This window comes from Lysinibacillus sp. GW823-FHT06C08 (assembly GCF_058795135.1).
Genome location: NZ_JBXAHN010000008.1, coordinates 132066 through 155775, shown reverse-complemented (window position 1 = coordinate 155775; position 23710 = coordinate 132066). Strand labels below are relative to the sequence as shown.

Here is a 23710-nt window from a genome sequence, read left to right as displayed (position 1 = left end):
ATTGGTACTAGCAATAGCCATCTTAATCATTTCAATCATTATTGCGATACTATATATCCCGAAACTCAAAAAGCAACAAGAGACCAAAACCATTCTTGTTTTTTCAATCCTATTACTAATTGGAACAGCGCTTAATATGGGCATTGCTCTCAAAATAAATATCCCGAGTCCTCTAGATTTTATAACCTTTATTTTTACACCAATTAAAGATTTTATCGTTTCACTCACAAAATAGTAGACACATCGTCATGAATTGGAGGACACTTATATGGAAAAAGAAGTAATTAGTTCAAGACAATTTACAATTATCACATTCCTCCTTTCTATCGGTACTGCCATCTTAATCATCCCTTCAAGTATTGCAAGCTCTAGTAAGCAAGATGCGTGGATTGCTGCAAGTATTGGTGTTGTCCTTAGTTTGCTTGTTGTGAAATTATTTGTGACGTTAGGGGACCAAACACCGACACTGAATTTTATTGAAGCAAATGAAAAACTTCTCGGTCGCTTTTTTGGAAAAATCACAGTGGTGGGCTTCCTTTCTCTTACCCTATTTGCGGGAGGAGAATTACTGTATTTTATTGGTGCTTTTATGAAAACAGAGGTAATGCCAGAGACGCCTACTATGGCATTTGCCTTGTTGTTTATTATTATAATTATGTATGCTACCTATTTAGGGATAGAAAACTTTGCTCGTTCAGCAGAAATACTTTTCCCTATGTTTGTCTTAATTTTTATTTTCTTTGTTGTCAGTATCACCCCACAAATTAAGTTTGAAAATATACAACCGATTATGGAAGCATCCAAAACATCCATCTTATATAGTATCATCCGCTTTGTAAGTGTCTTCTCTTTTTCGTTAGTTATGTTATTAATGATTTACCCTGCTAGTGTCAATGTCCAGCAATCCTCAAAGAAAGGATTTTACATAGGCATGCTTCTCGGTGGATTTGTTCTAGTAACATTGATTACTCTATCTATTTTAGTATTAGGGCCAGCCAACACGGCTTCGCGAACTTTCCCTAGCTATGCCCTAGCACAAAGAATCTCTATCGGAAATTTTTTACAGCGCATTGAAATTATCATGGCTTTTATGTGGATTGTATCCATTTTTATTCGAACGTTTATGTACTTCTATACAACTGTTGTCGGGATTGCACAAATTATGAAATTGAAGGATCACCGTCCACTTATCCTACCAATGGGTATTATTATGGTCGGACTTTCGCAAATTGTTCACCCAGACATCGTCCATTCCAACATTTATAATGATGAGATTTGGCCAATTTATGCATTTGTTTGCACCATATTATTACCCATACTTCTACTCATTGTAGCTGTTATTCGTAACCGAAAATCACAAGGTAATTCGACTGAAATGGGTCATGCGGATTCTAATCAGGGGCAAATGACTGATGCGAGTAATGCGGTTTCTAATCAAGGCAATCAGACGAAACCTGATAATATGGATTTCAATCAGGAGAATCAGACGAAACCTGTTAATACGGATTCCAATCAGGATAATCAGACAAAACCTGTTAATACGGATTCCAATCAGGATAATCAGACAAAACCTGTTAATACAGATTCCAATCAGGATAATCAGGCGAACGATACTAATACAGGTACCACTCAAGTTAATCAGGCTAAACCTGCGACTATGGCTTCCAAGCAAGACAATCAGGCGACACCAGATAATACAGTTTCCAATCAGAAAAAAACAGATAATCCAGTCTCTACTCAAGACAATTCTGAAGCGGGCAACGCTACATCCAAACAGGACGACCAGGCGCCACCAGATAAAACGAGTTCTGACAAGAAAAATCTAGAATAACAAAGTCTAATTCCTTCAAGCTGCTTAGCGAAGAAATTAGACTTTTTAGTGTTATTTAAATATGATATTCAATTTCGTCCACAAAATCCCATTCATATGGTGTCTCTTGGTATACGTAGTAGTTCAACCAGTTGGAGAACAATAAATGCGTATGGGCACGCCATGTATTCATCGGTGCCTTTGCTGGATCATCATTTGGGAAGTAGTTTACTGGAACGTCTATATGGATGCCCTTGGCAACATCGCGACTGTATTCATCGGCTAATGTTGTCGCATCATATTCTAAATGACCAGTAATCATAATGTTTTTATTATCTTTGGATTGCACGATAAATACACCTGCATCCTCTGAATAGGATAATAAGCGTAAGTCTGGATGATTGCGAACCTCGTCAATCGAGACAGATGTATAGCGAGAATGAGGGGCTGTAAATAAATCACTAAAGCCTCGTACTAAATCTACTGTTAAATCAGTAATCACATGAGAATAAACGCCGGAGCATTTAGCAGAAAGCTCGACCTTTCCAATCCCATAATGATGATATAAAGCAGCCTGTGCCCCCCAACATATATGTAGCACGGATGTCACATTCTTTTTTGACCAATCCATAATTTCAGCAATTTCCTGCCAATAGTTAACCTCTTCAAATGGCATTTTTTCTACTGGCGCACCCGTAATGATCATACCATCATAGCGTCGATGACGAATTTGGTTAAACGTTGTGTAGAATAATTGTAAATGAGACTTACTGACATTTTTAGATTCATGAGTAGCTGTGTTTAAAAAAGTAATATTCACCTGTAATGGTGTATTTCCTAGTAATCGTAGTAATTGTAGCTCAGTTTTTTCTTTTTCAGGCATCAAATTTAAGATTAATATATTTAATGGACGTATTTGCTGTGTTCTCGCACGGTCCTCTTCCATTACGAAGATTTTTTCCTCACGTAAATGTTCTCCAGCAGGTAAATTTTTCGGAATATTAATTGGCATCTTGCGTTCCCCTCTCTTTTTTTGCTCCTTTTTCGAAAAAATTAAAAAATCCTCCACATTCCATATGAGATAGAATGAGAAGGATTTTTTTCACGTTCACTCTTATCTCTCAAAGGAAAAACCTTTGCTGGAATTAGCACCTTTCTAACATTTGTTAGAGGTTGCTGAAGCGTCATCGGGCCAAATCCCTCTGCTTCTCTTGATAAGATTATTTAATTATCTTGAATTGTAACATGGACTAGTTAGAATATCAATAATTCATAGAATATTTTGTTATTCCTATGCATGTTCTCCAATCATTTGATAAACACTAAGCTTGCTGTATATGGTTATTCTACATGAAATTTTATGGTAAACATGCCGCTATTATGTTACCATATATCTTTAGTAATAGAGAGGAACGTGAATACTTTGATTAATATTGAATTTCCAAAACCAGATGTAGTCATTCGCCAACGCGAACAAGATGTAAAACCAGGTGATGTCCCAATTACACCATACTTTGGTTTCATCGACTTCCACAAAATCACACGTGATAAAGGCGGCATTTTCTTATTCTATAATGAAAAGAATGAGCTATTATTTGTCGGCAAAGCACGTAAAATTCGTCAACGCATTAAAAAACATTTTGAAGACAATGTATCTCCGTTGAAAAACTATCGTGACGAGGTCTTTAAAATTGAAGTCTATGAAGTAGAAGATCCTATGGAACGTGAAATTTATGAAACATATGCGATTAATACGTTCCGCTCCAAATACAATGTAGATAAAGTATTTTATTAATATCAACAAAAACCGAAATCTCTTTTTTAGGGATTTCGGTTTTTTTATTACATCATAGTCATGCGATCTATCGCCATGCTTTTGCCGTTAATATATAGCTCAATAATCGTCAGCTTCGGGTTTTTATTGATGGCATAGACATACGGTTGAGCTTCTTTCTTTTGCTCGCTTCCTTCCTTGAAATGAATGACTAACCGATCTTCATTTGCTGCCACACTTGCTAGCACATTTCCTTTCGAAAACATGACAAGATAGTACGTCATGTCATCTTCATACAATAACTGAATTCTTTCTTGAGCTATAATATGCTGTTGGATATGGTCAGGAACGATGGTTAGCTCCTGAATCTTAGGTGGAACTAGCAGCGGTGCAGAATCACATCCGCCAATCCATAATACATAAAACAATACTGGCAACATCCATTTTTTCAAGATGCTCCCCTTCCCTTATAGCTACTCTAAGAAAAATGCTTTACGTTCTTTAGCAATCCAGTCCTCAAGCTCTTTATCATCACGCTTCACTAGTCGATTGATAAGAACATCATGCCAAACATAATCCTCTAATAAATAAATATGCACAGGATCATTCGTTATAAAAGCGGTTTCCTGGTTTGACGGCGAGTGACCATAAATCATTTCATGTCCATCAACCGATAAAATAAACCAATGGGGTGTAGAAGTCTTTCTCGTATAGTGTGTGGCTCTGTGCTGATCGATAGATGCCAGATGTTCCCCGACATATAAGGTAATGCCATGCACCTCCACATGCTGTGATACCCCTTCGATATCCTCGCGTAAGGCATCGTACATATCTTCCCACATCGATAGGATGACTTTTGTCTCTGCTTTTTTTAATAAGGTTTGACAATAATTGATGATTGTCTGCTTCCCTTTTAGCATTAACACTTTAGGTTCCGTTTCTTGTTCTTTCGTTTCTAGTTTTTCTAATTGATCACTAATCGACGTAAAATTCGATTGCCACCGCTGTTGAACTTGCTGCAAAAACATCTCGACAGGAATGGAAGAATAAGTCGTTTGATCCGCCGTTTCCTCTTTCAGTACGAATCCCTTCTCAACAAGACCATTTAATATGTCATAGATTCTAGCTCTTGGTATCCCAGAGTTTTTGCTAACTTGGTAGGCACTGACATGACTATTTTGTACGAGTGCTGTATAGGCCTTTGCCTCATATTCTGTCAATCCCAGTTCTTTTAATTGGGCGATTAATTCATTCATATCATCCCTCCATATTTTTATTATAGGCTACTGTTGTGAACATTTGCCAATGAAAAAATTAGGCTTTACAGCATCGAATAAATTAGTTACTATTTCAGTAGTAACTAATAAAAAAAGAGGTGTAAGCATGGTTTTTGATGTGGATGTACATATTTTAATACTATTGATTTCCTTTGGATTTTTGGCAGCATTTATCGATTCTGTCGTTGGAGGTGGTGGTTTAATTTCCTTACCAGCCTTATTGTTTGTTGGCTTAAATCCCGCCGCTGCAGTAGCAACCAATAAATTAGCTGGCGCGATGGGCTCACTCACATCGTCCATTTCCTTTTACCGTTCTGGTCAGCTTGAAATTCGATCTGTCCTGAAATATTTCCCTCTCGCCTTCATTGGATCATTATGTGGTGCTTGGACTGTTCATTTAATTAACCCAGCCCTATTAAAACCATTAATGCTTATCATGCTGGCGGCTGTTGGGATATATACGATCTTTAAAAAGGATTGGGGCGCTGTCTCAACGGTTAAAAATCTATCTAAAACGCACTTATTTTTATTTATGATGCTATTATTTGCTATTGGGTTTTATGACGGGTTTCTTGGTCCTGGAACGGGCTCTTTTTTAATCTTTAGCTTCTTGCTTGTTGGCTTTGATTTTTTAAAGGCGGCAGGAAATGCGAAATTTTTAAATTTAGCAAGTAATGTGGCAGGTGTTTGTATGTTTGCTTACTTAGGTCAAATCCATTATGTATATGGTTTAGTTATGGGGGTTGCTCAAATTGGTGGGGCTATGCTTGGCTCTCGTATGGCCATTCAAAAAGGAAGCGGCTTTGTCCGTACGCTTTTTATCATTGTGACGATGACGCTCCTTGCAAAAAATGCCTACGATTATATGATTCATTAAATAAAAACAACGCCACAGTCAAAAATCTGCGGCGTTGTTTTACATTATATGAGGAAATGCTCGTCCTTGAATTTATGACTAGTAGCAAGACTGACGATTACAAAAATAATGAAGGAAGCTATAATAGGAATCGTAACGGTATGCATACCGAAAGCGGCCGGATAGAACCGGTCAATGAAAATATACAAAGCCATACCTGAAATCATTGACGAAATGCCGCCATATTTGTTTGCTTTCCTCCAGTATAACCCGAGAACTACCGTCCAAATAAAGACTGCCTCAAGTCCACCAAATGCAAATAAATTTAACCACACTAATAAATCAGGTGGATGGAGTGCAAAGAGGACAACCGCTAAGCCAATGACCGTTGTTACTATAAAACTGGCACGCTTAATCTCTGCATCACTTGCCTTTGGCTTCATGTAATTTAAATAGATGTCTTTGACAACCGTAGAGCTTACTAGCATGAGCAGTGCATTGACAGTAGACATGGTAGCGGCCATTGGTGCTGCTAAGACAATCCCTGCTAAAAATGGCGGCAGTACCTTCAATGTTAAGAGTGGCATGACTTTATCACCAATATCGATGCCAGGTAGGACAGGTCGTGCTAACACACCAATTAGATGCATCCCAAACATGATCGTCCCGATGGCAATCGTGCCTATAATGATCGCTAAGTGCATACTTTTAGAATCCTTATAACTCATCGCACGCACGGCGATTTGCGGAAGACCGACCACCCCCACACCAATTAATATCCAAAATGTTGAAACATACAGAGGTGTTAAATCCCCTTCTGCTCCAAATGGAGATACGAAATTGGGATTCTCTGCGACCAGCGAGGTCATAATTTTATCGATGCCTCCACCTGCAATAATAGTACCGATTAATAAAATGACAGTTCCGATAACCATGATGGAGCCCTGTACAGTATCCGTTAAAGCAACTGCTCGGAAGCCACCAATAATAACATACACTAAAACTGAAATCGCAAATATAAACAGTGCCGCCGTATAATGTAAGCCTGTTAAAGACTCAATTAAACGGGCTCCTCCTACCCACTGCGCCATCATCGCTGAAAATAAAAAGACAATAATACTAATAGCAGACAGAATGACAATGACATGGCTTTTATAGCGTTCTCGTAAAAAGTCGATAAGCGTAATAGCTTGGTAACGACGAGCAATAATCGCAAATTTTTTCCCTAAAATCATCAGGACAAAATAGCCAGCAGGTAGCTGTGCCATGGCAAGTAGCACCCAGCCCAGCCCTTTCGTATAAGCTACTCCTGGGCCTCCGATAAAGCTACTCGCACTACCATATGTAGCTATCATTGTCATCGCTAGGATAAATCCACCCATTTCTCGACCACCAAGGAAATACTCCTGTAGAAACGAGTTAGAAGAGCGGACATGTTTATTGGCCCACAAACCAATTCCAAAAATAATAATTAAAAATAATAGCAATGGAAATACAACTTGCCAATGCATTAGCGCTCCTCCCCCTCATCTTCAAATGGAACCTCTTTAAAGAAGAGCTTCATAACGATCCAGATGAGCAGGATCATAAAGCCTGTCCCTGCGATACAGCTATAGAAAAACCAAGCAGGAAAACCCAAAACATACGAATAATTTGCGGGATCCCCTGCACCTAGTCCATAAGCAAAGCCAAACCAAATCGCAAAGTTGACAAGGACTAATCCAATTCCAATAAGCGCCTCTCGATGCGCAATTTTAAAGCGTTGATCTTTCACAAGACAATCCCCCTAACCTACTCTATTTTACTGATATGTTGGTCTGATGGGAAGAGATGTGAAAAAATAAGCGGTAACAAGAACTAAACAACGATAAACAGAGGTTCTTGCACGATTACCAGTCTTAAAAGCGCAATAACCTTCGCCTATTACATGAGACGAAGGTTATATGCAAAGTCAATTTTTATTGGAGCTTTTCCCAAACTTAAAATGTTCCAACGCTAAAGAATTGTGCATGTTGAATAAAAATAATAGGTTCTCCTTGTAACGACGCTATTTTTGATGGCTCTGTCGATTCCGATAATAGAAACACGAGCACTTTTATTCACATGGCGTAGCATCTACAAACATATGCAAAGCCTTTTTATCGATTTTACCGACGCTTGTTTTCGGTAATTCCTCTAAGAAAAGGATTTGTTTAGGGATTTTAAACCTACCTAGCTGTTGATGACACAGGTCGTGGAGTTCATCTAAAATGGTCGCTACTTGATTGTGACAGACAATGAAAGCTGTCACGACCTCTCCCCAATAGTCGTCTGCTATGCCAATTACGGCAACCTCCTGTACATCAGGATGCTGTAATATACACTGTTCGACTTCCTGAGGATAAACATTTTCACCACCAGAGATGATCATTTCTTTTCTACGTCCAACAATAAAGAAATCGCCATCCTCATCCATCATAGCTAGATCGCCCGTTTTTAACCAACCATCTTGCATAATACTGGCCGTTTCCTCCTTGTTATTCCAATAGAAACGAAACATATGCTTGCCTTTTACTAATAGCTCCCCCACTTCACGAGGTGCACAATTATGTCCAGTCGGTTTGATGATTTTAGCTTCAATGAATTGCATGCTTTTCCCAACGGCTCCTTTTTTGGCATAGGCATCCTCGCGAGCAATGAAAAAGTTATTAGGTCCTGCCTCCGTCAAGCCGTAGCCCTCTTTAAAAAATAACCCTTTCCTATAAAATGCATCGTAAATTGGATGAGGACATGGGGCACCACCTGATAAAAATACTTTCATCGAAGGAAATTGATTTTCATGAAAATATTTCGAGGCAATCATTGCTTGATACATCGTTGGGACAAAAAGTGAGATTGTTGTTTCATATTGGTTTGTAGCTCGCAGTGCTGCCTCCGCTTCGAATTTATCACCAATAATAACAGTCCCACCAGCCATCAGTAAGGGGATACAAAGCGCATTTAAGCCACCTGTATGAAACATGGGCATATAATTTAAAGTACGATCTTTGTCGTGCAAACCCCAGCTAATAATTGTATTCATGGCATTCCAATTGACTGACTCAAAGGATAACACGACCCCCTTTGGCCGACCTGTTGTCCCCCCTGTATAAATCATGAGCCAGGGATCATCTACTTCCATAGTTTGCTTATTAACGCTCCCTTTTTTCTGTTGCTGGATACTATGCAGCGAAAACATTTTGTCTAACACGATTGGACAAGTATCCTCCTCTTCAAACAAGAGGATTGAAGGGGTAGCATCCTCCAAAATTTGGGCTAGTTCCTCCTTACTCAAACGCCAATTTAACGGCACATAAATAAGTCCGCGCAGCCCACAGGCAAAGAGAACAGCAAAAAGTTGAATATGATTTTTGGCAAAAACTGCGACTCTACTTCCCTTCAATAGCTGCTGACCCTGGAAAAATTGACACCATTTACTGATTTCCTCACTTAATTGCTGATACGTCCATTGCTCTGCTGTAGCTAGATTAATCAATGCAATGTGGTGAGGTGTTAATGCAGCTCGCTTTAAAATCCACTCGTGCTCAACAAACATGTAGAAAACCTCCCGTCACATCATAATGGCGCCATCCACATGAAGCGTATGACCATGGACGTAGGAGGCTTCATCAGATGCTAAAAACAAGTAAGCATTAGCAATATCGCGAGGTGTACCTAAACGCTGCAATGGGACGATCGATCGCATTTGAGCAAGGATATTTTCAGGCATTTTCTTTACCATATCGGTTTCTGTAAAGCCAGGAGCAACCGCATTGACATTAATCCCTTTCCGCCCTAATTCCTTTGCCCATGTTTTAGTCATTCCTACAATCGCCGCTTTTGTGGCTGCATAATTCGTTTGACCAACATTGCCATAGACACCACTTACAGAGGATGTATTAATAATTTTGCCGCTCCCAGCCGCAACCATATGGGGAATGACTTCCTGTGTACAGTGAAAAACACCTGTCAAATTGACATCTAACACTTGTTGAAATTGATCCTCCGTCATCTTAGTTAGCATGGCGTCTCTTGTAATCCCTGCATTATTCACTAGAATATCGATACATCCTACTTGCTCAATGACGGTTGCCACTAATTGTTTTACGCTCTCCCGATTCGCTACATCCACTTGTATAAATGTCGCCTTTTCACCTAAATGTTGTGCTACAGCATTCCCCGCATCATTATCATAGTCAGCAATAAAAACCACTGCCCCTTCTTCCATAAAACGCTCAGCAGCCGCATAGCCAATACCATTGGCGGCACCTGTAATAATGGCGACTTTATTGTTTAAGCGCATAATTTCTCCCTCCAATTTCTAAAAAGGTTTCAATTTCAGCTGTCAGCTGTGCGACATCATCCACTAATGGCGAGTGCCCACAATCTTTTAAGCCCACAAATTGAGCTTGCTTGCCCAAATCCTGAAGCAATTCTGCATTCATTTTTTCCGTAATGACTAAATCACGATCTCCTCTTAATACTAAAATGGGAATAGTAAGAAGTAGGGCTTCGTGTGTCCCTTTAGCCACCTCATGATCAACTACACTTATATTAAAAGTATTCAGTGCATGATAAACTTCCGCTAAATTTCGCTGTGTCAGCATATCCTCAACATATTCTTCATATTTTTCCTTGGTCGGCTGGTGATGGGTATAAATCAAAGAATTCCACAGTGACTGTAAGCCTTCTCTATTTTTCGTATGATAGAAGCCCTGTATAAGCTTCGTTTTCGATGTATCCACAAGTACCTCTTCATAGCTATACGCTCTCTTAAATGAGGCAGGATTGCCCGTTCCTAAATCCGTGTAAAATGGATAGCCACGTGTGGAAGCAGATGCTAGTAAAATCAGTCGTTGACAATAGCCTGGATAATTGGCGGCAAACTGTAGACAGACTGCTCCACCCGTTGACCAGCCAATCATATCAAAGGTTTGTAATTGCAAAGCATCCACAAATAATTTGACATCCCCACTAAAATCTCTGATGGACGAAATAGGCTGATGGTAGGAAGATCCACCAAAACCTCGTAAATCAATAGCATAAATCGTAAATTTTTCATCTAAAGCATCCATTAGTAAGTCCCAATGCTTAGAGGAGGTCATATTCCCATGAACCAGCACTAAAGGATGCCCTCCACCCGAACGTTTTCGATAGGCAATCGTTTCCCCATTTGCTAACTGAACCGTTTTTAACATTGCACTTCCCCCTTATCCCCAACGTATTGTAATAGCCCCCCATACATAGCCAATGCCTGCACTAACCAATGTAACAATATCGCCAGCTTGTATTCGATTTTGTTCTAAGGCAAGCTGTAAGGACAATATTTGATCAATCTGACCAATATGCCCATATTCTTGTAAATAAATAGATTGCTCGGGCTGCAGACCAAGCTCCGTTAAAATATAGTCATGGGCGGATCTTTTCATATGCAGCATCGCTAAATAATGTAACTGCTCTTCCCTATATCCACTTTTCAATAAAGAGCTACGAATGACCTTCAAAAAGTTGCTTAAAGATTTCTGTTCTAACCGTTCTTTCATGCCAATCGGATCTAGAACATCCAACTGATATAAATGTTCTGTTAAATGAGAGGGTGTTAATGGTGTTTTCGTGCCACCAACAGGAACGACGACATCCTCAGAAAAGGTGCCATCTGTCATGATATCCGCCTCTAAAAGCTGGTTTTTTGGATAGTTTTTTTGTAACAGCATAGCGCCTCCACCAGCTGCCAAATTATACATAAAGCGTGTTCGTGGATTGCTATAATTGATAAAATCAACATTGCGATAACCACCAGCGATGAGAATTGTGTTGATCGTGTCGTCGGAGGCCATTAAGCTTTTTGCGACCTTCAGCGCCATAATGGTCGTGCCACAACGTAATTGCACATCAAATGCCCACGCATTGACTGCACCAAGCTCTTCCTGCATTTTGATGGAGGCTGTCCATAAAGGATATTCCTTATGCTCCTCTCCCATATAAATAACAACATCAATATCTTTCGGCTCTATATGTGCTTTTTTAAGGGCATCCTGTGCTGCCCATATCCCCATTTGCACGGTATGATCATGCTCTCCAGGAATCGGTTTTTCATGAATGCCCATTTTTTGACGGATAATATCCTCTGGAATATTGGAAAGATCCGCAATTTCATTGGATGACATTCTGTTTTGTGGTAGATAAATACCTGTACTGACAATCCCTACTGTCATTCAAATCGCTCCTTTTCCTGCGGCAAGGCAACCTGTGTTTTTCTGTTCTTTACTTTTCCTCGCCATTTCCATATGAGCAAGCGAAGTGTACCAATAAGGCCCTTTGGGAAAAAGATCACCGCTAAAATATAAAGAATGCCAAAGAAAATAATCCAACGTTCAAAAATAGGATAATCTCGTGCCAATCCAGATAATGTGTGCTGAGCATATTCAATGACTGCTGACCCTAATAATGGTCCCACTAAAGTGCCGACACCACCAATAATGGTCATTAATAAAGCATCGAGTGTAATATCCATCGTCATTACACTTGTATTAACGAAGCGTAGGGATACGGCATATAAAGAACCTGCGAAGCTCGCAACAATGCCTGCCACAACTGAAGCAATGACTTTATAATGCAAGGTGTTGAAGCCTAATGATTTCGTCCGTTGTTCATTTTCACGAACAGCAATTAAAATTCGACCTGTCGGAGAATTAACGAAGCGATAAAGGGCTAAAAAGATTAAAACTAGGCTCCCGAGTACAAAAAAATAGAACGTCATACGATCTCTAAACATATCTGGTGCTCGAAATGTAAAGCCATCATTGCCGTAAGTAACCGTGCGCCATTTTTCAGCTAGTACTAGAAATAACCCTGAAAAGGCTAATGTCAGCATAGCAAAGAAATGACTTTTCAAACGAAGTGTCAGTAGCCCTACTAAGAAGCTAATGAGTCCTGCTAACAGCATGCCAATCACGATGGAGAGGACAAAAATAACCATAGTATTTTCCATCTGCTTGAGCATAACCGCTGTTGTATAGGCACCAATACCAAAAAACATGGCATGCCCAAACGACACGATTCCTGTATAACCTAGTAAAATATCATAGCTCATTGCTAGTATCCCAAAAATGAAAATTTGCGTTAATAAAATAAGTAATGTCCTTGAATCATTAACGAAAGGAAGTATGAAAAATATCCCAAATAATAGGAAAAATGCGATATGGCGTAAGGCAATTTTTGGCTTCATGATGTTCGCTCCTTTCGCAATGCAAACAGTCCTTGAGGGCGGAAGATTAATACAATTGCCATTAATATCATATTGACTGCAAGTGATAGGACGGGCACATAATAAGCCATAAAGCTACCTGCTAGTCCTACTAAAATAGCCGCCAGCAAGGAGCCGGAAAAACTGCCCATTCCACCAATGACTACCACAATAAAGCCTAAAATAGCGTATTCCATACCCATTTCTGCATAGATTACGCCTGAATAGGGAGCCATCAACATGCCACTTAGTGCTGCAAGTGCCGCACCAATCATGAAAACATATAAAAACACACGTTTAATATGAATACCAAGAGCCTGCGCCATTTCCTTGTCTTGAACGCCTGCCCGAACAATTAAACCAATCTTCGTGCGCTTCAGCATATATTGGAAAATCCCAAAAATCACAAATCCAATGACAATAATAAATAACCGATATTTGATGATAATAACGTCACCAATTTCCCAGCTACCAGCTAAATAACTTGGTGTTTTCACGGCAACACCATTCGGGCCAAAGACTACTTTAATTAGCTCCTGCAAAACAAGCATCAATCCTAACGTTATTAAAATTTGCTGAATATGATTGCCGTAAACAGGTGTGATAATTAATTTTTCTGTGATAAATCCTAGCAATGCCCCCGTTAAAATAGCACCAATAATCCCTACGATGAAACTTTCCGTATACATATAGGTGAAGATTCCCGCATAAGCCCCCCAAACGAATAACCCACCATGCGCGAAATTTAACACATCCATTAAGCCGAAAATTAACGTCAAGCCTGCCGCTAGTAAAAATATCAGCATGCCTGTTGCCAAGCCATTAATGATTAAATTGACAAACAGCTCCAATGATGGTCACCCCCTTTATCCAATGCCCAAATACTTGCGTTTTAGTTCTTCATTATCAATAAGTTCCTTCATATTGCCTGAATGTACAGTTCTGCCATCATCAATCAATGTATAAGTATCACCGATTCGGCTAGCCATCATAAAGTTTTGTTCCACAAGAACAATGGACGTCTTCTTTTTCATTTCCACAATGGCTTCCATCACCTTTTCAACGACTATTGGTGCTAGCCCTTTCGACGGTTCATCAATCAAAATTAACGGACTATCATTGATAAAAGCTCTTGCCATTGACAGCATTTGCTTTTGGCCACCTGATAAATGGCCGCCAGCCTTCTTCCAAAACTTCTTTAAGTCTGGAAAAAGCTCAAGCACATATTGCTGTCGCTCTACCGTCGCTGTATCCTCCTTACGCATCGCTACCTTCATATTCTCCTCTACCGATAAATCAGCAAAAATCCCTTGATTTTCTGGAACATAGCCTATCCCTAATTTGGCCACCTTGTAAGTAGGACTTTTTTTAATAGAGTGGGAGCGAAAGGCGATTTCTCCCTTTGTGGCAGGTGTTAAGCCCATAATCGTTTTCAGCGTTGTCGTTTTACCTGCACCATTCCGACCTAGCAATACTGTCACCTGCCCCTCCTTCGCTTCAAAATTTACGCCCTGTAAGATGTGATATTGTCCGATATGCGTATGAACCTCATTTAGTGTCAGTAAGGTGTTCATCGTACAATCCCCCCAAATATGCATGTTGTACGGTGTCATTATCCATGATTTCCTCAGGTGATCCATCTGCTAATAATTGACCATTAAACAACACCATTATCGAATCCGATAAATCTAAAATCATATCCATTTTGTGTTCAATAAGCAAAATGGTCTTATTTCCCTGCTGTTTTATTGTGCGAATCACTTCTAAAATGGTTGGTACTTCCTCTAAAGACATGCCAGCAGTTGGTTCATCCAGTAACAGAATTTCCGTATCTAACGCAAGCAGCATAGCAATCTCAAGCTTCCTTTTCTCCCCATGTGAAAGCATCGTTGTAAGGGCGTCGCGTTTATTATCTAGTAACACAAGTGCTAATAGCTCTTCTGCTTTTTCAGTGATCGCCTTATAGCTTTTATAGTGCCGAAATAGCTGATAACGGATTTTCTCCTTGGACTGCACAGCTAAACGAACATTTTCTAAAACCGTTAAGTTTGGAAAAACATTCGTAATTTGAAAGGATCGACCTAAACCCATACGTGTTCTTTCAATGGCCGACTTTTGTGCCAATGATTGCCCCTTAAAATAAACATCACCCGCAGTTGGCTTTAATTCACCACTAATTAAATTAAAGAATGTTGTTTTACCCGCACCATTCGGTCCAATAATGGACTTCAGATGCTTTTCAGGCATTTGAAAATTGACACCATCCACCGCTGTATGCCCACCAAAACGGATTGTTAAATTATCAGTGTGTAATATAGGCTCCATCTCTACTCCCTTCCCTTCTACTAGTTATGTAGAGAGACAGAATTTCTGCCTCCCATATGCTAATTCATAACAGGTGGGGCTGTTTCCTCAGGACTCAGCTCACGAATAAGGACTGGTACTGGGTAATCCACACCTTCTTGATTTTCTAATCGAATGGAATACATAGATTGAAGGGCTTGGTGATCCTCTTCACGGAAGGTCATCGTGCCTTTCGGTGTCTCAAATGACATGCCTTCCATCACATCAATTAGCTTATTGGCATCGGCATCCCCATCCGATTTCTTCAATGCCTCTACAATCGAAATAGCTGCGGACATACCTCCAGGTGTAAATAAATCCGGTACCTCATTGAAACGTTTTTGATGCTCCTCCACTAACCATTTATTCACATCATTTTGAGGTAACGTATGATAGTACACGGAGAAGCCTTCCATACCAACTAATGGATTCATAAATTGAAGCGCAATAATATCAGGCGCACCCGTAGAAATTTTAATGCCTTTTTCTTGAATTTTAAGATCAGCAATTTGATTCCAAGGAGAATTTGCCCCTGCCCATACGACAAATAAATAATCTGGCTTAGCATCCATCACCTTTTGCAGATTCGACGTAAAGTCTGTTGCGGCTGGATCTGCATACTCCTCTAGCACAATTTCTGCTCCCAACTTCTCTGCAGCTGTCTTAAATGCATTCACACCGTCCCAGCCAAATGAATAATCTGGCGCAAACGTTGCAATCTTCACACCATCTCCCGCAATAGCTGCCGCCGCAGCATACGCATCCTGTGATGAATTACGTCCTGTACGGAAAATATATTCATTAAATTCTGACCCTGTAATACTATCTGCTACCGCAGGCTCCACGACCATAATTTTTTCATACTCCTCTGCAAGTGGAAGGACAGCCAACGTATCACCAGAGCTTGACGAACCTACTAGAAAATCAACCTGATCATCCTCTAATAGCTTTGTGGCCTTTTGTACAGCCACCTCAGGCTTCGTCTCCGTATCCTCATAAATAATCTCAATTTTTTTCCCATTGACCTCCATCGTACCCCCAGTGGCATACTCTATCCCTAAATCAAATCCACGCTGCGTTTGTTTTCCATAAGACTCAAGTGCCCCTGTTAACGAAGCAAGCACCCCAATCCTAATCGTTTCCCCTTCCGCCGTAACAGCCTTCGTCTCACCATCAGTAGTATCTGCATCCGCAGCCTCTTCCTTCGTATCTTTTTCGCTACAAGCCACCAACAACACAGCTACCATCACTAAAAGAAACCAAAACCAATGCTTCCTCATCCCATATCCCCCTTCAAAATTCTCTCCAAAGAAAGCGCTTTCGTTGCTATGACCTCACTATATAAAAGACCAGTTACAAATTAGTTACAAAAAATGATCCGGCCAAGAGGACCGGATCATTTTTCTGTCCCGAAAGTGAAGTGAAACGCAACGGCAGGGACAAAACGGGTTTTAACGAAAAGTGCAGAGTATTTTTCTGTCCCGAAGGTGAAGCATAGCGTAACGGCAGGGACAAAACAGGTTTTTATCTGCACGAAAAGTGCAGAGTATTTTTCTGTCCCGAAAGTGAAGCATAGCGCAACGGCAGGTCAAAACTCACCTCTAAATTAAAAAGCGTGTGAAATTTTACAATCAGTAAAATTTCACACGCTTTGCCGTACAATTACAAGAAAGGGATATCGCTTCTGCCACCCACCATTTAGTCGAAAATAATCCAGAGATATCCTTCTAGAAATTGTATTAAGTAATCTTCAGACAACTCCAAAGATTACTTTTTATAATGACTACTTTATTCATGCAAAAAGACCCTTTCAAAAGTAGAAAGAGTCTTTTATAGAAAAATGTTGAAATTAACGTTTTGAGAACTGAGGTACACGACGAGCGCCACGTTCTAAATTCAAACCGATAAAAAAAGAAGACAAAAACGTTGAAAGTACAACATTTTTGTCTTTTATATTTTGGAGCTATTCTTTCGATACTCCCGACTGCATACTGTAATTTCTAATGAGCATACCATTGGATTTCATCATTCCAAATTTCTCATACAAAGGAACTAAGTCATCGTCACAACATAGATCAATCATGTATATATATTGAAGCTCAATGAGCATTCTATTGATTAATTCCTTGCCAATACCTTTACTTTTATAAGGAGGAAGCACTTCAAGAAATGGTATATAGGCAGATAGAACTCCATCACTAATGGCTGTTATAAATCCAACTATTTGATTGGATTGCTCATCAAGAGCCATAACGACTTTGCTGCTATTTTCCAACAGCTTTAGATGTGTTTGTGGGCTTGGTGGGTTCGGCCAATCGACAAAAAAGCCCTTTAACATATCAGATGAAATATCCTCTAGATTGTTTTTATATAGTAACAAATACTAGCTCCCCCATTCATTTAGCATATCCTATCGATAGTTTACTAGCCATTTGTTGACCGCCTCAAACATCGATTTAGCTTGTAGGTACCTATTTTGACCATTCCTGTTTTAATACGCTATACAATAATGAATCTCGCCAAACATCATCCTTCATTAACAAGTTTTCGCGCAGAATCCCTTCTTTTGTCATTCCTATTTTTTCTAACACTTTGGATGATCCAATATTTCTTGGGTCGCATGTTGCATAGATGCGGTGGAGGTTTAATGTTTCAAAACCGAAAGTTATGACTAACTTAGCACTTTCCGTAGCTATGCCTTTTCCCCAGTATTCAGGGTTTACGATGTACCCAATTTCTCCAACCTTGTTTGTAAAATCCCTCATCATGAGCTCTACCGCACCTATTAGCTTTCCTTGATAAATAATGGCAAACACATATCTTTCTCTTGGCGTCAGCTTTGCTTCTTTCAGTACATCATGAATAAACTCTTTAGAATCCTCCTCAGTATTCGGCCCCCAGATTTGATACTGACAGACAATTTCTTGTGAGGCATATTGATGAACATCTGCCCAGTCATGTTCCATGAATTCTCGTAAAATGACCATGTCACTTGCTAGTATTAAGTCATTATTTTTAATCATTTTGATTATGCCTCCCTTGTTCTGCCTCTACTCGATTCAACCATTCACTCATTAAATTGGTAAACAACTCAGGTTGTTCAATTTGCAAATTATGACCAGCGATATCTACTATTGCGAAGGTTGCTCTAGGGAATTTTTTTAAAATCGCAAAGGCATCCTCATAACCAACAACGGAATCCTGTTTGCCTAATAGGAAGATGGATGGTTTAGCAAAGGACTGTTCATCCACAGCAAAAGAGAAGCTGTAACTTTGCTGAATTTTTTCTAAAAATGCATGATCTGCTATACTACATCCTACTAGAACCTCTGCTGTATATCGCTTCCAATTATAAGCATTCAGAACAACTTGATTTGACTGAAAATCTACTAGCTCCTGCTGGCTTAATGTTGATAAAAAGGCATAATCTGATGTCACAACACAATGTTCTGGCACTGTACGTTGCTCCTTCTCTGGAATAATAAGAGGACAAATAAAGGCAGCCCCTAAAAGCCGCTCAGCTGACTTTCGCATAATTCCACGCGCTAAATAGCCCCCATAAGATTCACCCACCAGCAAGTAGGGTTCATCGGGAATCAGTGCTTGTATAAATTCATTGACCACTTCTAACATTTCATCTGAGTTTTGAATCGATGAATAGTTCGTAGTCTTACCCATCCCAGGAAGGTCAAAATAGATACGTTTCCACCCCTCTTGCTCTAAAAAAACCGGCTCCATACACCCCTTCATTAACCGATGATCAGGCGTAAAACCGTGTAGCATAATAATAGGTATTCCTGTTCCGATTATTTCATAGTAAATATTCGCTTTACTAGTCTGACAAAATGGCATTGTTGTACCTCCGAATATATGGTCTAAAATAAAGTTTTCTTTCACGTTCGAATCATGAGTCCCCCACACTGAGTAAGCTTTTTTTGCCAACATTCTCTACCCCATAATCAAATCATAAACAGCCATTGTTGATTCCATTGGAGTAGTGTTCAATTCCTGCTGTAATTGTTGGACGCATTTTTCATACCATTTCAAGGCTAGTGAACGGTTTTGAAGTTGGTAATGACTATACATGAGCAGACGATACCCTTCCTCCCATAACGGGTCCTCTCGAACCATCCTCTCTGCGTAGCCAATAGTCTTTTTATACTGTTGCTGTCTTGTAGCGTTTTGAGCTAGGCGTTCAAGTACCTCAATATATAAATACTGTAGTTTTTCGCGATCCTGTGTCAGCCAGTCTAGTTGTTTTTTTTCCGCATATAATGCGTCCGTATAACTCGCTAGAGCTAATTGTAGCCATTCATTGGACAGCTCTGGATCAAATTCCTCCATGCCTAAATGGAAGTAATAATGAAAGCGTTCTACGTCAATTTGAAGAAAAGAGATATGCTGTAACTGATACATATTATTTTTCCGCTGAATAAAAAGGCTATCCTGTCTGGCATGTCGTTGTGGTTCCAGTACTTTTAGTAAGGTATTCAAAACCACTTTAAAATCTCGATCCAAGGACTCAACGCTCCGTTCAGGCCATAATGCTTGTGCAATTTCTTCCTTCGGTGTAAAGCGATGACGATGACAATACAAATACACGAATAACTCCTTTGCCTTATCACGCTGCCACTCTTTATCTTCAAGCTTTCGTTGTCCCCTTATTAGGCTTACGCTCCCGAAAAGTTGGAGCTGAATTTCGTCATGCGAGTAGCTCATACTATCTTCCGCCTGTAAAAATTGTCGCAGCCCAACGATGGCTGCATGCTCTTCACTACCGCATTGTTGACTGTATTGTAATAGCTCATAAAAAATCATTTGATTGCTTGGGCCAAGGATCATTTTCTTTTGCAGAAAATAATGATAGCCATTTGTCATGCACGATTGGGCGAACTGTTGAAATAAAGATTGAAATTGTTCGATTGACTTCTCTTGAAAGGCAATCACAGATTGATAAAATAAAACATGCATCAGCCCATTACGATCACCACATTCTTGAAACAGTTGCTGGGCTTTTATTAACAACTCCTTCGCCTGTGCCGTTTCATGCTGGGAAACATTGATTTTCACCTCTGCTAGGAGAATTAGCGCCGTCATCCAAGCATCTTGGACCTGTTCCGTTTCCTGTAAGCCAAGCGCTAAATATTTCTTAGCAGCTTCCATATCCCCTAGCATATGTTTGACGATGGCCAGTCCCATATATGGTTCTGCCTTAACCCGTGAGATGTTAATCGTATTCATTAATGTCAATGCTTTTTCATAGGCATGACAAGCCCCTTGATAATCTGGGTACTCCATTAATAACAAAGCATGTGCTTTTCGAATATAGCCAACAGCCTCAATGAAGACAGACTTTTCGCGTAAACCTCTCTGAATACCGTGCTGGGCCGCATACCAAGCATCCTTTCCTTCCCCTAACAATGTATAGACAAAAGCTGCTAACAATTCACTTTCACGATGAGTTGCGACGAGCTGAGGTGGTAATTCAAGCCGTTTTCCTAATAATTCTTTTGCCTCTTGCAACTGCCCTGTGCGCAGTAAGACACGTACATCGACATTGGCTCGTTGTACAACATCCTCTGGTAAAGCCACATTATCGATAAATAATTGTGCCCCCTTTGCCTTCCCTAAGTTTACTAAATTTTCAGCGTATTGACGTTGGAGCTCTACTAATTCCGTCTTCGGTAAGGGAGTATATTTGGCGAGCTCTAAAGCTTTTTCTAAATGAGGTTCTGCCAATGCTGGCTGAATTGTGTCTAAATAGATATGGGCTAATCCTGCTTGTGCTTTTGTCACATAAACATCATCCCGCTGCCGCTGTGCAATGGTTGCACATTTCTCATAGGATTGCTTAGCTTTTTCATAAAAAGCACGGTAGCGATGGCATTCTCCCTCAAAATAATATAATTTATAAAACTTTGTTTTTTCTTGTACGGTAAAGCGATTGATTTTTTCTAACAACCATTCGAATTGACCAGCTCGAATTAATGGCTCTGCATGGAGCTGTAAGAGCTCTCCGCAAAAATTGGGATCATTCGTTTTAAAGGCATGATAAAGGGCAGCTTGAACATTATGTTGATCCACATAAAACAACGCAGCTTGTTGATGAAGGTCATTATATTGATGCGGATACTGTTGCCATTTTATTTCTAAAAAACGACTAAACAACGCGTGGAATCGATAAATGCCATCTGTTGTAGCGGGCTGAATAAATACGTGGCGTTGCGTGAATGGATTCAACATTTGTGCAAGTTCAGAGCCATAAAAATCCTCTAATAATTTTGCTGAAAAGTTTGGAAAAATCGCCAATTTTAAGATGGCCTCTTGTTCAGTGGATGTCATCGTACTATAAACTTCTTCCGACAAATAGCGGAAGAGATCATTTGTCGGGATGGTTAGCCAATGATCTAAGGGAGCATGATGCCATTGCTCTGCTAGTAAAGAAATGCTAATAGCCCAACCTTCTGTCATTTCCAAAATCTTTGCGACTTCAGAGCTTGATAAATGCACATCTACATATTCTTCAAAAAATACAGCAATCTCCTCGTTTGAAAATGCTAGCTCCTTCTCTGTGATAACAAGTAATCTTTTTTGTAGCTTTAATTTCCTCGTAATATCCCAATTAGGTAATGTTCTAGAGGCGATAATGAAATGAACAGTTGGCGGCGCAAACTCAATGATTTTCTCCATTAAATAATTTATGTGAAATACATGATCGACGAGATGATAGTCATCTATAACAATTAGGAGCGGCTCATCCATGTTACATAAGCAATTGACAAACAGCTTATACCAGCGATTGAGCTCCTCCATTTTCGGAAAGCGAGATAATTGGTCCCATGTATCAAATGTCTGACCAAAATTAGGCACAATTCGTTGTACACTGAAAAAAAGATGCGTCAAAAAGGGTAAAATCGTATCATCTTCATCAGAAATACTGTACCAGGAAAATCGTCGAGATTCGTGGTACAGAAATTGAGTGAGGGTGGTCGTCTTGCCATACCCTGCCCCACTATGAATAAGTGTGCATGTATGCTGATGACTTTTTTTTAATGTTCTCATCAGTGACGCTCGATTAATACAATGATTGGATGGATTTGGTGCTATACATTTGGATTGTATGATAATATCTGTCATGGAAACGATAACCTCCGTTTGTGTAAGGTTACAAAAATTCAGATTATTAAATTATTGACAGTTTACCATATTTTTATAGCTTTGATGGAAATAAATAAAAAACCCGACTATCAAATAATGATAATCGGGCTTTTGTTCTATGATTATAGTAATTCTTTACGTAATTCAGCAGCTGATTTTGGTGAAAGCAGACTGAATGGGATATCAAATACTGTTTTCGCCCCTTTATCACCAGCTTGGCTTAGACGGTGTGCTGCACGTGCATAAGCGACTAAAACACTAGACGTGAAGTTTGGATTACTTTCTAATTTTAATGAGAATTCAAGAATTTGTTTATCGTTTGCACCACTATCACCACTGCGGATCACAAAACCACCATGTGGCATACCTGTGTGGTTTGCTGTAAATTCTTCTTCAGAAATGAAGTTTACAGTTGTATTATATTCATCGAAGTAGTTAGGCATTGTCACAATTTCTTGTTCTACTTTTGCCGCATCTGCGCCGTCTTCTAGTACAACCCAGCATTCACGAGCATGTTTCTCACGTGTTGTTAGCTCTGGATTTTCACCGTTACGTACACGATCTACTGCTTCTTTAATTGGTAAAGTGTATTGCACAGCATTTTTAACGCCTTCAATACGACGAACTGCATCCGAGTGACCTTGACTTAGACCATCTCCCCAGAAAGTATACGTTGTACCAACTGGTAATACAGATTCACCTAATAGACGATTTAATGAGAATAAACCTGGATCCCAACCAACTGAGATGACAGATACTTTGCCAGACTTTTGAGCTGCTGCATCAACCGCATCGAAAAATTCAGGAATTTTCGCATGTGTATCGAAGCTATCAATTGTATTAAACCATTGAGCAAAATGTGGACCTTGCTCTGGTAAATCTGTTGCTGAGCCCCCACATAAAATCATAACATCAATGTCATTTTGGAATTTTTCAGCGTCCTCTACTAAATATACGCTCGCATTGCTAGCTACGTTTACTGTTGAAGGGTCTCGACGTGTGAACACCGCTACTACTTCCATATCTGGATTTTGTGATATAGCATACTCCACACCACGACCTAAATTTCCATAACCAACAATACCTACTCGAATTGCACTCATTAAAATTCCTCCTCACGATTACGCGACTTTGTGAAAACCTTCACGTTAAATCTAACTACAATAATACTTCGTGTTAGAAAAATTCACAATAGTTTGAGTATGAGTTTTTTTGAAAGAATATATAT

At 39.6% G+C, this 23710-nt stretch carries 23 protein-coding genes and 1 riboswitch; of the genes, 4 read left to right on the top strand and 19 right to left on the bottom strand.

The features are described 5' to 3' along the window. The first annotated feature begins 1 nt into the window (after position 1). Positions 2–235 carry a hypothetical protein gene (locus tag AC1Q6O_RS17910; protein ID WP_008178745.1) on the top strand — a complete coding sequence of 78 codons (234 nt, stop codon included), beginning with the start codon at positions 2–4 and terminating at the stop codon, positions 233–235. Between the two features lie 33 nt (positions 236–268). Further along, entirely contained in the window at positions 269–1831 is a 1563-nt protein-coding gene (locus AC1Q6O_RS17905) for a GerAB/ArcD/ProY family transporter (protein ID WP_492401884.1), read from the top strand. Positions 1832–1886: 55 nt separating this feature from the next. Here AC1Q6O_RS17905 and metA read toward each other — a convergent pair whose 3' ends face one another. Further along, positions 1887–2822: a homoserine O-acetyltransferase MetA gene (metA, locus tag AC1Q6O_RS17900; protein ID WP_036227305.1), complete on the bottom strand. Its 936-nt coding sequence runs from the start codon at positions 2820–2822 to the stop codon at positions 1887–1889. Between the two features lie 99 nt (positions 2823–2921). After that, positions 2922–3031: riboswitch (SAM riboswitch) on the bottom strand. A 202-nt stretch (positions 3032–3233) separates the two neighbouring features. On the opposite strand from metA, the gene AC1Q6O_RS17895 reads away from it, so the two are divergent. Further along, the gene (locus AC1Q6O_RS17895) at positions 3234–3605 is read left to right on the top strand and encodes a nucleotide excision repair endonuclease (RefSeq protein WP_008178740.1); all 372 of its coding nucleotides are present in this window, start codon (positions 3234–3236) and stop codon (positions 3603–3605) included. A 47-nt stretch (positions 3606–3652) separates the two neighbouring features. On the opposite strand, the gene AC1Q6O_RS17890 is transcribed toward AC1Q6O_RS17895, so the two are convergent. Both AC1Q6O_RS17890 and AC1Q6O_RS17885 read right to left on the bottom strand, forming a co-directional pair. Then, entirely contained in the window at positions 3653–4036 is a 384-nt protein-coding gene (locus AC1Q6O_RS17890) for a hypothetical protein (RefSeq protein WP_239354682.1), read from the bottom strand. Between the two features lie 21 nt (positions 4037–4057). Then, on the bottom strand, positions 4058–4840 hold the full coding sequence (locus AC1Q6O_RS17885) for a TrmB family transcriptional regulator (RefSeq protein WP_492401882.1): 783 nt from the start codon (positions 4838–4840) through the stop codon (positions 4058–4060). Between the two features lie 127 nt (positions 4841–4967). Between AC1Q6O_RS17885 and AC1Q6O_RS17880 the strand changes: the two genes are divergently transcribed. Next, positions 4968–5738 carry a TSUP family transporter gene (locus tag AC1Q6O_RS17880; protein ID WP_008178734.1) on the top strand — a complete coding sequence of 257 codons (771 nt, stop codon included), beginning with the start codon at positions 4968–4970 and terminating at the stop codon, positions 5736–5738. 44 nt (positions 5739–5782) lie between these two features. Here the strand turns inward: AC1Q6O_RS17880 and panF are convergent, their stop codons facing one another. The 16 genes from panF to AC1Q6O_RS17800 form a co-directional block, all read right to left on the bottom strand. Continuing rightward, positions 5783–7228: a sodium/pantothenate symporter gene (gene panF / locus AC1Q6O_RS17875; RefSeq protein ID WP_492401880.1), complete on the bottom strand. Its 1446-nt coding sequence runs from the start codon at positions 7226–7228 to the stop codon at positions 5783–5785. Next, a complete protein-coding gene (locus AC1Q6O_RS17870) occupies positions 7228–7491 on the bottom strand; it encodes a YhdT family protein (RefSeq protein ID WP_008178730.1) in 264 nt (87 codons plus the stop codon). The genes panF and AC1Q6O_RS17870 overlap by 1 nt, the downstream gene beginning before the upstream one ends. A gap of 321 nt (positions 7492–7812) precedes the next feature. Further along, positions 7813–9291 carry a class I adenylate-forming enzyme family protein gene (locus tag AC1Q6O_RS17865; RefSeq protein WP_239354684.1) on the bottom strand — a complete coding sequence of 493 codons (1479 nt, stop codon included), beginning with the start codon at positions 9289–9291 and terminating at the stop codon, positions 7813–7815. 15 nt (positions 9292–9306) lie between these two features. Next, positions 9307–10038, bottom strand: coding sequence for a 3-oxoacyl-ACP reductase FabG (gene fabG, locus AC1Q6O_RS17860; RefSeq protein WP_239354686.1), 732 nt, complete (start codon positions 10036–10038; stop codon positions 9307–9309). Continuing rightward, positions 10022–10933 carry an intracellular short-chain-length polyhydroxyalkanoate depolymerase gene (gene phaZ / locus AC1Q6O_RS17855; protein ID WP_239354688.1) on the bottom strand — a complete coding sequence of 304 codons (912 nt, stop codon included), beginning with the start codon at positions 10931–10933 and terminating at the stop codon, positions 10022–10024. The genes fabG and phaZ overlap by 17 nt, the downstream gene beginning before the upstream one ends. Before the next feature lie 12 nt (positions 10934–10945). Then, complete coding sequence (locus AC1Q6O_RS17850; protein WP_090002695.1) at positions 10946–11950, bottom strand: 3-oxoacyl-ACP synthase; 1005 nt, start codon at positions 11948–11950, stop codon at positions 10946–10948. After that, complete coding sequence (locus tag AC1Q6O_RS17845; protein WP_008178720.1) at positions 11947–12963, bottom strand: branched-chain amino acid ABC transporter permease; 1017 nt, start codon at positions 12961–12963, stop codon at positions 11947–11949. The genes AC1Q6O_RS17850 and AC1Q6O_RS17845 overlap by 4 nt, the downstream gene beginning before the upstream one ends. Continuing rightward, a complete protein-coding gene (locus tag AC1Q6O_RS17840; RefSeq protein WP_089987202.1) occupies positions 12960–13832 on the bottom strand; it encodes a branched-chain amino acid ABC transporter permease in 873 nt (290 codons plus the stop codon). The genes AC1Q6O_RS17845 and AC1Q6O_RS17840 overlap by 4 nt, the downstream gene beginning before the upstream one ends. Positions 13833–13847: 15 nt before the next feature. Continuing rightward, complete coding sequence (locus AC1Q6O_RS17835) at positions 13848–14555, bottom strand: ABC transporter ATP-binding protein (protein WP_008178717.1); 708 nt, start codon at positions 14553–14555, stop codon at positions 13848–13850. After that, positions 14530–15306, bottom strand: a complete 777-nt coding sequence (locus AC1Q6O_RS17830) for an ABC transporter ATP-binding protein (protein ID WP_492401876.1) — start codon at positions 15304–15306, stop codon at positions 14530–14532. The genes AC1Q6O_RS17835 and AC1Q6O_RS17830 overlap by 26 nt, the downstream gene beginning before the upstream one ends. 59 nt (positions 15307–15365) lie before the next feature. After that, positions 15366–16604: a substrate-binding domain-containing protein gene (locus AC1Q6O_RS17825; protein ID WP_342529440.1), complete on the bottom strand. Its 1239-nt coding sequence runs from the start codon at positions 16602–16604 to the stop codon at positions 15366–15368. A 683-nt stretch (positions 16605–17287) separates the two neighbouring features. Then, positions 17288–17704 carry a GNAT family N-acetyltransferase gene (locus AC1Q6O_RS17820; RefSeq protein ID WP_328005606.1) on the bottom strand — a complete coding sequence of 139 codons (417 nt, stop codon included), beginning with the start codon at positions 17702–17704 and terminating at the stop codon, positions 17288–17290. A 91-nt stretch (positions 17705–17795) separates the two neighbouring features. Next, positions 17796–18347 (bottom strand): GNAT family N-acetyltransferase, encoded by a 552-nt coding sequence (locus AC1Q6O_RS17815; RefSeq protein WP_107922619.1) that lies wholly within the window; start codon positions 18345–18347, stop codon positions 17796–17798. Continuing rightward, complete coding sequence (locus tag AC1Q6O_RS17810; protein WP_089987391.1) at positions 18340–19176, bottom strand: alpha/beta fold hydrolase; 837 nt, start codon at positions 19174–19176, stop codon at positions 18340–18342. The genes AC1Q6O_RS17815 and AC1Q6O_RS17810 overlap by 8 nt, the downstream gene beginning before the upstream one ends. 96 nt (positions 19177–19272) lie before the next feature. After that, positions 19273–22461 (bottom strand): AfsR/SARP family transcriptional regulator, encoded by a 3189-nt coding sequence (locus AC1Q6O_RS17805; RefSeq protein ID WP_492401873.1) that lies wholly within the window; start codon positions 22459–22461, stop codon positions 19273–19275. Between the two features lie 143 nt (positions 22462–22604). Then, a complete protein-coding gene (locus AC1Q6O_RS17800; RefSeq protein ID WP_036126156.1) occupies positions 22605–23585 on the bottom strand; it encodes a diaminopimelate dehydrogenase in 981 nt (326 codons plus the stop codon). Between the last annotated feature and the right edge of the window lie 125 nt (positions 23586–23710).